This is a genomic window from Paraglaciecola mesophila KMM 241, assembly GCF_000315015.1.
In the GTDB taxonomy this organism is placed as follows: Bacteria; Pseudomonadota; Gammaproteobacteria; order Enterobacterales; family Alteromonadaceae; genus Paraglaciecola; species Paraglaciecola mesophila.
Genome location: NZ_BAEP01000070.1, coordinates 108,732 through 122,493, shown reverse-complemented (window position 1 = coordinate 122,493; position 13,762 = coordinate 108,732). Strand labels below are relative to the sequence as shown.

Here is a 13,762-nt window from a genome sequence, read left to right as displayed (position 1 = left end):
TGTTACTTCCATAAAAGTAAGGAATAGGTAAATACATGACGGTTGCAACACACCAGCATTCAGTTTTGTTAGAAAACGTAGTCAAACTCATTGAGAAGAAAGTCGATAAGTCCCAAGTGGACCTTGTTAAAAACTTCTCGCGTATTTTGTTCAACAATATTTCCCCAGAAGATCTTGATAATCGCAACGACAGCGATCTTTACGGTGCGACGTTAAGTCTGTGGAATAAGTTTTTAAACTTTGATGCCAGTAAGCAAATTATTCGTGTCTTCAATCCTGAAGTCGGTAAACATGGATGGCAGTCCACCCATACTATCGTTGAAATTCTGGTTCAGGACATGCCGTTTTTAGTCGACTCAGTGCGTATGGCGCTTAACAGAATGGGCGTTACTGCTCATTTGTTATTGCACAGCCCAATCACATTACAACGTGATGAAGAGCATAAGTTTGGTGGTTTCGTTGATGGCAAAAAGACAATAAAAGATGCAAAAAAGGAAACAATTTTCCTAATTGAGGTAGACCGGCAAACAACCAAGAAGTCACTAGACGCGCTCGCTACAGAGTTAATGTCTGTGGTGAATGAAGTCTCTTTAGCAGTGCAAGATTGGAGTGCAATGAGTGACAAGCTCAATTCGATTATTGAAGCGTTTCCGAATAGTCCATCGCCTGCATCAGAAGAACAGAAAGAGCAAACCATAAAATTTCTAAAATGGTTAAATGACCATAATTTCACCATCATGGGATATCGTTCATACAGTGCCAAAGCAGTTAAAGGTGACTACCGCTGGTTAGCCGATAACGAATCAAGTTTAGGCTTGATGAAAAATTCAGTCAGTGATCGCGAGCGAGTGTTATCTAATATACCCGGCTCAGCTCGAGAAGAAGCGTTAAGCAATCATCCTTTATTATTGACTAAAACGAACACTCGCTCTCGTGTGCATCGCCCAGCGTATATGGATTACATCGGTATAAAACGCTTCGATACCCAAGGAAATGTGGTCGGGGAAGACCGCTTCATTGGCCTTTATTCCGCTTCATTCTATAACAGTAGCGCTACGCAAGTTCCTGTACTACAGCATAAAATCGATAACATCTGTCAAAAGTCCGGTTTTGAAAAAGACTCTCATGGTCATAAAGCATTCTTAAACATTATTGAGACCTATCCTCGAGATGAACTATTGCAGGGCAGCGAAGATGAGTTAGCACAAATTGCCTTGGGTATTTTCCAAATGCAGGAAAGGGGCATTTCACGTTTGTTTGTGCGCAAAGACGTGTTCGGGCGTTTTATTTCTTGTATGGTTTATGTGCCAAGAGAGCGTTACAACACCCAATTGCGAAAAGACACCCAAGTGTTGCTGCAAAAATCATTTAACAGCCAAGAAGAAGTGGAATTTACCACTTACTTCTCAGAATCTGTGTATGCCAGAACGCAATATATCGTCAGAGTGAAAGACAACAATTCGGAATATAATGTGAAGGAAATTGAAAAGAACATCATTGAGCTCACAAAAAGTTGGAACGATAAGTTAACCGCCACCATTCGTTCTACTTACGGTGAAGCGGCAGGCAAAGTACTTGAACAAAAGTACGACGATGCGTTTCCCCCAAGTTACAAAGAGCACAATGTTCCCAGTGCCGCCTTGGTTGACCTAGAGAAAATTGAATTACTCAGTGCTGAACACACCTTGGACATGTTGTTCTATCGTCCGCAAGAAGAGACAAACGACAGTGAAGTCGTTAAGTTAAAGCTTTTTCATAAGAATGAGCCAATACACTTATCCGCTGTGTTACCCATGCTGGAGAACTTTGGCCTGCGGGTGATTGATGAAAGTCCTTATCGGGTTAAATCCAGTGATGGAGAAGTAAATTGGATCATGGAATTTTCCATGTTGCACAGCACCAGTAATCGCATGGATTTAGAGCGGGCACAAACACTTTTCCAAAATGCCTTTGCCAAGGTTTGGTCGAATGAATTAGAAGATGACGCGTTTAACCGTTTAGTGTTGGGGGCTGGTTTGCCTGGCAGAAACGTCACTATTTTGCGCGCGTATGCCAAATACATGCGTCAAATAGGCAGTTCATTTAGTAAAGACTATATCGCCAACACGCTGGCTCATTACCCAGATATTGCCAAAATTTTGGTGTCTTTGTTTAATCAACGTTACAACCCTAGAGTGCGTCGTTCTAATAAACGCGAAGAAACCTTATTAAACGAGGTTAAAAAGCACTTAGACAATGTTTCGAATCTGGATGATGATCGTATTATTCGTCGTTATTTGGATTTGATTTTGGCCACGACGCGTACCAACTTTTATCAAAGTGATGAGCAAGGCAATGAAAAGTCTTATGCCTCATTCAAAATGTTGCCTGAGCTTATCCCCGATATGCCGCTGCCTCGTCCCAAATTTGAAATATTTGTATATTCACCGCGTATAGAAGGTGTGCATCTTCGCGGCGGAAAAGTCGCCCGTGGTGGGTTGCGTTGGTCTGATAGACAAGAGGACTTCCGCACCGAAATATTAGGTTTAGTTAAAGCGCAGCAAGTTAAAAATACGGTGATTGTTCCTGTGGGCGCTAAAGGGGGTTTTGTATGTAAAAATCTGCCGTTAAATCAAGGTCGCGAAGCGTTTCAAAAAGAAGGCCAAGCCTGCTATAAAATTTTCATCCGTAGCTTGTTAGATATAACCGACAACATAGTCGATGGTAATATTGTTCATCCTAAAGAAGTTGTGCGCTTAGATGAAGACGATGCCTATTTGGTTGTTGCAGCAGACAAAGGCACCGCGACGTTCTCAGATATCGCCAACGGGATCTCAGAAGAATTTAATTTTTGGTTAGGTGATGCGTTTGCATCTGGTGGCAGTATCGGCTACGACCATAAGAAAATGGGTATCACCGCGCGTGGTGGGTGGGAATCTGTTAAACGTCATTTCAGAGAAATGGACATTGATTGTCAAACCACAGATTTTACCTGTGTCGCCGTTGGCGATATGGCGGGTGATGTATTTGGTAACGGTATGTTGTTGTCAGAGCATACTAAATTAATCTGTGCTTTCAACCATTTACATATTTTCTTTGACCCCACTCCTGATATTAAAACCAGTTATGCAGAGCGTAAGCGTTTGTTCGAAAACCCATCGCTGGGATGGGATGATTATGATAAATCGCTGATCTCAAAAGGTGGCGATGTATTTAGTCGTGCGTCCAAGTCTATTAAGTTAACAGCTGAAATGAAAAAATGGTTAGGGACTAAGCAACAAACTATGACCCCTAATGAGCTTATTCATAATGTATTGCAGATGGAAGTTGACTTGTTGTGGAACGGCGGCATCGGCACGTACGTGAAAAGTACTAAAGAAAGTCATTCGCAAGTTGGCGATAGAGCCAATGATGATACCCGTGTCAACGGCTCCCAAGTGAAAGCGAAAATCATAGGTGAAGGCGGTAATCTTGGTTTGACTCAACTAGGGCGAATCGAGTTTGCCCGTAACGGTGGTCGCGTTAATACTGACTTCATTGATAACGTAGGTGGTGTGGATTGTTCTGATAACGAAGTTAATATCAAGATCTTACTCAATGCATTGGTTAGTGCAGGGGACCTAACCCTAAAACAACGCAATAACTTGTTGTTTGAAATGACCGATGATGTGGGCGAGCTGGTGATCCAAGATTGCTATCGTCAAACTGAGTCTATTTCCATTACTCAATTAAGCGGCGGTAGCCAGTTAAAAGAGCAGCTTCGCTTTATCCATAATTTAGAAAAAGAAGGCAATCTTAATCGGGAAATTGAGTTCATCCCCACGGATGATGAAATATCCGATCGATTGGCGGCATCACAGGGTTTGACTCGTCCTGAGCTTTCAGTATTGATTGCCTATGGAAAAATGATGTTGAAAGAACGGTTCAACATACCTGAGATCACTGAGAATCCTTATCATCAAAAATTATTGATAGGCGCCTTTCCTGAAGTCCTGCAAAAACGCTATGCAGAGCAAATGGAGCAACATCCACTGCGCAGAGAAATTATCGCCACTAAGTTGACCAATAACTTGATCAATGACATGGGGATGAATTTCGTTTTTCGTATGCAAGAAGAAACTGGCGCCACGATAGATGAAATTGCCAATGCTTATTGTGTTGTTAAAGGCATTTTTGGCATGGAATCTTTATGGGATGATGTGGAAGCGTTAGATAATAAAATTAGCGCCAATACTCAGCTTTCCATGCTTGAAAGTATGCGTCGTACATTGCGCAGAGCATCTCGTTGGTATTTACGCCACGGCGTTAAATCCATGGATATTCAAGATGCCATCGATAGTTACAAATCGACTTTTGCTGACTTGTTTAAAAATCTAAAAGACTATTTGGTTGAAGACGAATTCAGTGAACTTGAGCAAAACTGCACAAGATTGACAAAAGAGGGGGTACCTAAGGATATCGCTTATAAAGTGTCAAGCTTAAGTAACTTGTTCCCATGTTTAGATTTAGCACAAATTGCTAAAGCGGAAGGTCGCAGCATTAAATTGGTTGCCAATTTATATTTCAAATTGGGTTCGCGTTTAGAATTGCATTGGTTCTTGGAACAGATAAACCATCAAACGGTTTCGAATCATTGGCAAGCATTGGCTAGAGCATCATATCGTGAAGAACTTGATTGGCAACAACGTGCGTTGGCAACGGTATTGCTCAATGGTGCACTTGAATGTGATGATGCAGAAATTATTTTAGGTACATGGATGGAACATAATCAGGCTCTATTAGAGCGCTGGTATAGTATGATGTCGGAATTCAAAACCAGTAGTACTCATGAATTTGCGAAGTTTTCAGTCGCATTACGTGAATTAATGTTGCTTAGCATTAACGCTAACGCTTAATATTAAACGTACGGTCTATAATGCCCTGGTGATAACCGGGGCTTTTTTTTGTCTAAGGAAAACACACACCATGTATGCCATTTTACAGAAATTTCTTTTCACCCAAGACGCTGAGTGGAGTCATGATTTTACGATCAACTGGCTTAAGCGGACACAACATAATTTTTTGAATGTGGCTTACAAACAACATATTGATGACAAGCCTGTGGAATTTCTTGGCATAACGTTCAAGAATCCGGTTGGTTTAGCCGCAGGGCTAGATAAAAACGCAGAGTGCATTGACGCATTTGCCGCGATGGGATTTGGTTTTATAGAAGTAGGAACGGTCACGCCAAAGGCGCAAGCAGGTAATGACAAGCCAAGAATGTTTAGATTGCCAGCAGGGCAGGCGATCATAAATCGCATGGGCTTTAACAACAAAGGGGTTGATTATTTAGTTGAGCAAGTTAAGCAAGCTAAATACAACGGTGTTCTTGGAATCAATATAGGGAAAAACAAAACCACCCCTGAAGATGAAGCGCTGAATGATTATTTAATCTGCTTACGCAAAGTGTATGCCCATGCGAGTTACGTCACCGTTAATATCTCATCTCCGAATACACCTGGTTTACGAAACTTGCAATATGGGGAGGCCTTAACCCAATTATTGGAAGGTTTGAAAGAAGAGCAGGGCAAGTTAGCGCTAAAACACAATAAGCGTGTGCCTATTCTTATTAAGATCGCTCCCGATCTAGAGGATTCTGAATTGGCTTCAATGGTTGATTCATTTTTAACCGTTGGGATCGATGGCGTGATCGCAACGAACACCACCCTCGATCGAGATAGAGTGAAAGGTCAAGAACACGCCGAGGAAGCTGGCGGTCTAAGTGGGTCAGTACTTACTGACAAAAGCCAACGGATCGTTAACTCATTGTGCTCTAAGCTCGCTAATAACGTGCCTGTGATAGGGGTTGGTGGGATTGACTCACCGCGTGCAGCAAAGGCCCGGATCGAAGCTGGATCGCCGTTAATCCAAGTCTATTCTGCGCTGATCTATCAGGGACCAAAATTAATAAAAGAGATCGTAGACTCGTTATAAGGATCAAGGTGTGATCGCCTTTCTTTATCGCAAATAGATATGATGAAAGTGCATGATTTCTAAGCCATTTATGCTAGTTTCTTATTGGGATTAAATAATAACAGGCTAAGGAATCATGTTACTTCCGAACACAAATTGGTTTTGGTACACACATGAAAATGAATTGCGTCTTGACTTAGGTGACACACTGACCTTTGTAGCGCCTTTTGCATTAAAAAACTTAGTCAATCTTCCCAGCGAAAAACAATTGTTCAGTTTAGAAGATACTGAGCATTATGTGGCGCTAGCCGAGAGCCTAGACAATAGCGGGCTCGAGTTATCAGACGGCGAGTTGGTTCAAATTCTATTAAATGCGACTGCAGCCCTTAAGTTTCATAAACCAGTTGGGATGAAAAGCTGGTTGTATAAATCGCAAAGCACCAATGGTGTACATTATCAATTGGCCTTGCTTGAGCCTACTGATGCTACGTTCCCTGAGTTAGGTCAAGTGATTGTGATTGAGCAAGATGATACCTGCGCCACATGTATGTTGATATCAAACGAGTTTGCAGTAAATAGCAGCAAGAAGTTCTCTAAGTTTGAAATAATCAAGGTAATGAATGACCGCCTTATCCCGTGCTTAGTCGATATTCCTGTATACAAGCGCGCTTAGCCTCATATCACTGTAAAACCACCACAACACTTCTGTTTTTATCCTTCAATAACAAATTGATTTTTGCGCATTTAGCCATGCGACATGCATTTATTTGCCGTATAATCGCGCCCGAAGAATTAACTGAGTTGGTATATGTTTGAATTTTTAGTCACCACGTCCAAAGGGCTCGATGAGCTGCTTGCCCAAGAAATAACGAAGTTGTGTCCACAACTGTCTGTAAAAACCAAACCTGGCCAAGTGCTGTTCACCGGTGAGATCGAGCAAGCATATAAAATTTGCTTGTGGTCACGCCTTGCGAATAGGGTGATGTTGAAATTAGCCGATGGCCATGTAGATAGCGCGGAGGACGTATATCAAATTACTAGCAGCGTAAATTGGACATCGCACTTCAGCGTGAATAGCACCTTTGTTGTTGATTTCGTTGGCGCTAGTCATTGCATTAACAACAGCCAGTTCGGCGCCTTGAAAATTAAAGACGCGGTGGTAGATCAATTTAATGAATTATTTGAGTCGCGGCCCTCAGTGAGCAAAATAGAGCCTGATATTCGTATCCAAGGGCGCATGTGGAGCGACAAGTTGACTGTTTATTTAGACTTGTCAGGCTCAAGCTTACACCAACGCCATTACCGTACTAAAACTGGGTTGGCCCCTGTTAAAGAGCATATCGCTTGCGCTATGTTGGTTCGCAGTGGATGGGCCAATGATCAGCAAGCGCCATTGGTTGACCCTATGTGCGGTGCGGGCACTATAGCTATTGAGGCAGCGTTAATGGCAGCCAATATCGCTCCTGCACTCAAGCGAGAACGGTGGGGCTTTACCCGCTGGTTACAGCACGATGCGACGTTGTGGCAATCCTTATTAGACGATGCAAAAGCTCAAATTATTACCCCTAATTGTGTGATTAACGCCAGTGACATCGATCACGGTGTTGTATCGATAGCGAAAGAAAATGCGGATGCAGCAGGGGTTTTCTCTGGGATAAACTTTAACACCATAGATGCGTGCAAAGTGATTCCACCTAAAGGACACACCACGGGTTACATTGTGAGTAATCCGCCTTACGGCGATCGCTTGAGCGAAATAACAGCGCTGTTACCCTTATTTCAGGCGTGGGGAGCAAGCCTTAAAGAGCATTTTAAAGGTTGGAACTTATCTCTTTTAACGTCCAATCGAGATTTGCTACGCAGCATGAAGATGTTTGCTCACAAAGAATACAAGTTAATGAATGGCAAACTTGAGTGTCAGTTGGTCAACTTCGCCTTAGATGAGAAAAACTGTATTACCCGTGAAACGAGCCTCAACAATAATGACTTCGCGAATCGTTTAAGCAAGAACATCAAACGTTTAAGTAAATGGCTCAAAAGCGAGGATACAAATTGTTACCGTATTTATGATGCTGATTTGCCAGAATACAACGTCGCTATTGACCGCTATGGTGATTGGTTAGTTGTACAAGAGTATGCGGCGCCAAAGAATGTACCTGAAGCCAAAGCGAAACGTCGGTTACATGAAGTGATTGTGGCATTGCCTCAAGTTGTTGATGTACCAGCCGAACAAATCGTGATGAAGGTAAGAGCGCAGCAAAAAGGTAAAAGTCAGTACGAAAAGGTATCGCAAAAACAAAAGATGCTGGAAGTGTTTGAAAATGGTGCCAAATTCAAACTTAACCTGACAGATTATCTTGATACCGGTTTATTTTTAGATCACCGAGTAACACGTCAACTTGTGCAGCGACGGGTTAAAGATAAAGACGTTCTAAATTTATTTGCCTATACAGGCAGCGTTTCAGTACATGCTGCGTTGGGTAAAGCAAGGTCAGTTACCACGGTAGATATGTCAAATACCTATGTGGATTGGGCGAAAGAAAACTTTGCACTAAATAAGCTAAAAGGCCCTTATGAATTTATTCAAGCTGACTGTTTAACCTGGCTTGAGCGCCACAACAACCAATATGATTTTATCTTTATTGATCCACCATCGTTTTCTAACTCTAAGCGCATGGACACGACGTGGGATGTACAACGTGACCACGTAGCGCTTTTACGTAACGCTGTAAAATGTTTGCGCCTGGGCGGTGAAATCATGTTTTCAAATAACCTTCGCCAGTTCAAGTTAGATGAAGAGGGCGTAAGTAAATTAGGCTTAACGATTCAAGATATAACCCAAAAAACACTGCCGGAAGATTTTAAGCGTAACCCTAAAATTCACGGCTGCTGGGTGTTAACCCTTAATGCGTAGGCCAGATATATATTTTTACTCAGGCAAGAATTGTTGCCTGTGTGATGATGCACAATTGATATTAAATCGTGTCGCGCCAGATGTAGATTGCGTCAAACTTGATGTCAGGCAATCTACCGAGCTCTACCATTTATATGGCGCGCGGATCCCAGTACTGAAACGCCAAGATTCAGAGCAAGAGCTCGGTTGGCCTTTCGACGAACAACAATTAAGAGAGTTTTTGTCTTGAGTTTATTACAACTTAAAAATGCCAGTATTATCTTCGGTCACCCGCCATTATTAAGTGGTGTTGAACTCGTTATTCAACCTGGTGAAAGAGTATGTTTAGTGGGCCGTAATGGTTGCGGTAAGTCTACTTTGCTTAAAATTATAGCCGGTGAGTTAAAACTTGATGATGGCCAGCGCTTAGTTGGCAATCAAGTTAAAATTTCGCGTTTACCGCAAGATCCACCGCAAAGTGTAGAGTGCAGCTTATTTGATTATGTCGCTGAAGGCATGGCTGAGGTAGGGGAGCTACTTAAAGCCTACTTCCACCAGACTCATGTAATCGCAACAGATTACAGTGAAGCGCAAATGGACAAGTTGGAAAAGCTTCAGCAGCAATTAGACCATCATAACGCCTGGCAGTTTGAACAAAAAATCATGCAGGTGTTAACCCAGTTAAAACTAGACCCAGATCAGCAATTATCTTCATTATCCGGTGGTTGGCGTCGTAAGGCTGCACTTGCTCGTGCCTTAGCGAATCAGCCTGACATTTTACTATTGGATGAGCCAACCAACCACCTTGATATTAGTATGATCAAGTGGTTAGAGAACACCGTACTGGATTACCAAGGTGCGGTCGTGTTTGTCAGCCATGATAGGGCGTTTATTCGCAATGTTGCTACGCGTATTGTTGATTTAGACCGTGGCCAGTTGGTCAGTTATCCAGGTAATTATCAAGAGTACTTAGATAAAAAAGCCCATGATTTAGAAGTCGAAGAAACCCAGAATGCGTTATTCGATAAAAAGTTAAGCCAAGAAGAAGCATGGATCCGCCAAGGCGTGAAAGCACGCCGTACTCGCAACGAAGGGCGCGTTCGTGCACTAAAAGCATTGCGTAATGAGCGTAGCGAAAGGCGCGATGTTCAAGGCAGAGCGGTTGTTACTCTAGGACAAGGGCAAAATTCAGGCAAAATTATATTCGAAGCTGAGAACCTCAGTTATAAAATTGAGGATAAGAATATTGTCGATCATCTAGATTTCACCGTTTTTCGTGGTGACAAAATTGCACTTATTGGCCCCAATGGTTGCGGTAAAAGTACGCTTATAAAATTACTGCTTGAGCAACTTGAACCTACATCAGGCACAGTTCGCTGTGGTACTAAAATAGATTTAGCTTATTTTGATCAGCATCGTTCACAGCTAGACGTATCGCTAAAAGTGATAGATGCCATTGCTGATGGTAAGCGTGAAGTTAATATAAATGGTAACAGCAAGCACGTTATTAGTTATTTGCAAGATTACTTGTTTACACCTGAAAGAGTTAATGTGCCCGTCAGTTCTTTATCTGGGGGAGAAAAAAACCGCTTGTTACTCGCTAAGCTCATGTTAAAGCCGAACAACCTGTTAATACTCGATGAACCCACCAATGACTTGGACGTGGAAACACTGGAGCTATTGGAAGACATTTTGGGCAACTACAAAGGCACGCTTATTTTGGTGAGCCACGATAGAGAGTTCGTTGATAATGTCGTGACCTCTAGTTTGTTTTTCGAAGGTGAGGGCAAGATCAAAGAGTTTGTTGGTGGTTATGCCGATATTTATCAATGGTATGCCGCCAATGCGGTCTCTAAAAAAGGGAATAAGGCTGAAACTTCTAAGCAAAGTGAGAGTCCTAAAACCAAGCCGAAAACCGTTCCTAGTAAAAAGCTATCGTATAAGCAGCAATTAGAACTCGAAAAGTTACCGATTTCTATCGATAAACTAGAGCGAGAAATAGCGCAGTTACAGTCGCTCATTAGCGATGGGGATTTTTTCAAGCAAGATAACGACTCTACATCTAAGACATTGGCGCAACTTGCTGATGCTGAGAGTAGCCTCAGTGAGGCATACGCTAGATGGGACGAACTTGAAGCATTAACTGAATAAAACTAAATATAAAAGAAATCAGGATTTTAAATGAATAAAACAAGACTGACAGTATTCACTCTTTCTGCATTGACGATGTCCATAGCGAATGCTGCTCAATATACAGTAGTTGAACTAGAAGCGAACGATAAAGGTGTGAACGTCTTCCCAACGGGTATAAACGCCAGCGGTCAAATCGCTGTCAATGTCGCAACGCCTTACAATCCTCCTATCGATGAAACCTTAATCGATTTTGATTCACAAGTACTCATTGATAATTTAACCGATATCGAAGCAGCGAAAGTGGGTAATTATAACGATGCAGACTATATACTTTTATATGCCCTGATTACCGACAACCGTGAAGGATTGACGACCCAACAAATTGCTAGTCGACATGCTTATCTCGAATCTGATGGTAGTGACATGTTTATTCCTGGCTTTGATGAATTAAATGCTGATAGTAACGAATACACTTTTAGCAATGATACTGCGGTGCGCGGTCTAAATGATGTTGGCACCACAGTGGGCAGTAGTTTTGATGTTTTTTACCCCCTTGAATACACACTGGAAGACGGCACCGAGTTAACTTATGTGGTTAATGATTTCTATACCAGAGCGTTTGCCACAGTAAACAATACAACTGTTGAACTCCCGCCAATTGACGATACCGCCGGGGGGTTGAGTGTTGCCTATGACGTTAATAACAATAACCAAGTCGCTGGTTATAGTACTACGTTGTTAAACTCAACGTCTTTGCAAACGTCTGTAGACAACTGCAACGATGATGACATTCGTGCTGATGAGCCCGTTGAAGTGTGTCTACGGCGTATCAACCTTGCTACCTCAACAAATGGTGAAAAAGCTTTAGAGTTCAGCTTTCAGCGCCGGGGTACTATTTGGCAGTTGGATAATCAAGGCCAAATCATCAGCACCAAAGAATTAGGTTTGTTGTATACCCCAGAGGAAGACGACACTAATAGCTATGAAAGTAAGGCTTTAGCTATTAATGACAATGGAGTTGCGGTAGGTGAATCGCAGGATGAGTATCGGGATAGTAATTTCATACGTACTTTTGCCGCGGTTTTTGAAGGCGATACCGTTACAGGCATCACCGATGATGAGGATTTCACCTCAAGCACAGCCACAGACATCAATAATAATGGTTTAGTGGTTGGCTCTGGTGTTAAGCAAGTCAACGGTATATCACGCAGTAAATTTTTTGTGCACGATATCAACACTGATGAAACTATTTTTCCGGAAGACTTCTTCTTGGGCTCCTCAAGCTTTGCTACCGCAATTAACAACGCAGGTATCGTTGTTGGTCGAGGTGAGGTAGAAACCGGTGTGTCAGCACGAAGAAGCAATGCATTTCGTTACGATACGAATACGTCAGAGTTCGTTAACATGAACGATTTAATTGAATGTAACTCACAGTACACTCTGGTGAATGCAACAGGCATAAATGATAATGGTGAGGTAACTGCATCAGCATTAACACGTGTACCTTCAAAGAATATTTTGGGGGAGACAATACTCGACAGCAATGGTGACGAAGTACTCATTGATAAAGTCATCAGTGTTCGCCTTGAGCCAATCGTAGGTGGTACCGTTGAAGATTGTGATGTGGCTGAGCCTGGCGAAGACATCAATGAGGGTAATGATTTGGATCGTAAAGGTGCAGGTTTTGGTATCCTGTCACTTCTTGGTCTAGTAGTTGTGGCAATCCGCAGACGTTTTAAAGCGTAGATAAAAACTCACCTCACTGAAGCCCGCATTAAGCGGGCTTTTTTGTACTTAAGTTACACTATTATTACAAAAATTCATAAGCATGAGTTTTAATATTCGAAATAGGTTTATTAAAAATAATACATATAAATCAAATTGTTACCTACTGATACCTATCAAGTTAAATAAACATAATTGAACCAAAAAGGCAGATCAACTATCTCTATACAGGTGCTGATTTAAAGCACGATTTTAGATAGCTACGTAAAAAGGAAACTCGATTAAATGAAGAGACAAAAGAGAGACAAACTTTCCAGAGCGCATTCAAAAGGGTACCACGCTGGCATATCCGGCAAGTCTAAAGAAATATGTCCATTCCAAGCTTCAGAAGCTCGTTCAGAATGGTTAGGAGGGTGGCGAGAAGCCATGGGAGACCGAAGCTTCGGTCTTAAACTCTAGTTAATTTTAGCCCCTAACGGGGCTTTGTTATTTTAACGATGGAATAAAAAAGCGCGTCATTTAAACGCGCTGTTCATAGGCATTGGATCACCAGAATAAAATTAGAAATTGCTAGTGTCTTGGAACAAGCCTACTTTGAGATCTTTTGCTTGATAGATAACGCGACCATCTACAGATACTTCACCATCACCGATACCCATAAATAATTTACGTTTGATAACACGCTTCATATCGATCTTATAGGTTACTTTCTTAGCGGTTGGCAGGATTTGACCTGAGAACTTTACTTCGCCCACACCTAGCGCACGGCCTTTACCCGGTCCGCCACACCAACCTAAAAAGAAACCGACTAATTGCCACATAGCGTCTAAGCCTAAACATCCAGGCATAACTGGATCGCCAGGGAAGTGACAGTCAAAGAACCATAGGTCTGGCGTAATGTCCAATTCAGCAATAATGACCCCTTTTCCGTGCTCTCCGTCTTCTTCGGATATTTTGACGATACGGTCCATCATTAACATGTTAGGGGCGGGTAGTTGGCTATTGCCTGGGCCAAATAACTCACCTCGACTACAGGCCAATAATTCTTCTTTTGTAAAACTGTCTTGGTTGATTGTCATA

General features: G+C 42.1%; 9 protein-coding genes. 8 read left to right on the top strand and 1 reads right to left on the bottom strand.

Annotated features, from left to right (window positions below):
• Positions 1-35: 35 nt before the first annotated feature.
• The 8 genes from GMES_RS16950 (at position 36) to rmf (ending at position 13,141) form a co-directional block, all read left to right on the top strand.
• Positions 36-4,874, top strand: a complete 4,839-nt coding sequence (locus tag GMES_RS16950; RefSeq protein WP_006993982.1) for an NAD-glutamate dehydrogenase — start codon at positions 36-38, stop codon at positions 4,872-4,874.
• A 70-nt stretch (positions 4,875-4,944) separates the two neighbouring features.
• Positions 4,945-5,952: a quinone-dependent dihydroorotate dehydrogenase gene (gene pyrD / locus GMES_RS16945; RefSeq protein ID WP_006993981.1), complete on the top strand. Its 1,008-nt coding sequence runs from the start codon at positions 4,945-4,947 to the stop codon at positions 5,950-5,952.
• Positions 5,953-6,067: 115 nt separating this feature from the next.
• Positions 6,068-6,604 (top strand): cell division protein ZapC domain-containing protein, encoded by a 537-nt coding sequence (locus GMES_RS16940; protein WP_006993980.1) that lies wholly within the window; start codon positions 6,068-6,070, stop codon positions 6,602-6,604.
• Between the two features lie 135 nt (positions 6,605-6,739).
• Positions 6,740-8,845, top strand: coding sequence for a bifunctional 23S rRNA (guanine(2069)-N(7))-methyltransferase RlmK/23S rRNA (guanine(2445)-N(2))-methyltransferase RlmL (gene rlmKL / locus GMES_RS16935; RefSeq protein ID WP_006993979.1), 2,106 nt, complete (start codon positions 6,740-6,742; stop codon positions 8,843-8,845).
• Complete coding sequence (locus tag GMES_RS16930; RefSeq protein WP_006993978.1) at positions 8,838-9,074, top strand: glutaredoxin family protein; 237 nt, start codon at positions 8,838-8,840, stop codon at positions 9,072-9,074. The genes rlmKL and GMES_RS16930 overlap by 8 nt, the downstream gene beginning before the upstream one ends.
• Positions 9,071-10,975: an ATP-binding cassette ATPase Uup gene (gene uup, locus GMES_RS16925; protein WP_006993977.1), complete on the top strand. Its 1,905-nt coding sequence runs from the start codon at positions 9,071-9,073 to the stop codon at positions 10,973-10,975. The genes GMES_RS16930 and uup overlap by 4 nt, the downstream gene beginning before the upstream one ends.
• 30 nt (positions 10,976-11,005) lie before the next feature.
• Positions 11,006-12,703, top strand: a complete 1,698-nt coding sequence (locus GMES_RS16920) for a DUF3466 family protein (protein ID WP_006993976.1) — start codon at positions 11,006-11,008, stop codon at positions 12,701-12,703.
• Positions 12,704-12,967: 264 nt separating this feature from the next.
• Positions 12,968-13,141, top strand: coding sequence for a ribosome modulation factor (rmf, locus tag GMES_RS16915; protein ID WP_011574819.1), 174 nt, complete (start codon positions 12,968-12,970; stop codon positions 13,139-13,141).
• A 101-nt stretch (positions 13,142-13,242) separates the two neighbouring features.
• Here rmf and fabA read toward each other — a convergent pair whose 3' ends face one another.
• Positions 13,243-13,761, bottom strand: coding sequence for a 3-hydroxyacyl-[acyl-carrier-protein] dehydratase FabA (gene fabA, locus GMES_RS16910; RefSeq protein ID WP_006993975.1), 519 nt, complete (start codon positions 13,759-13,761; stop codon positions 13,243-13,245).
• Position 13,762 lies beyond the last annotated feature (1 nt).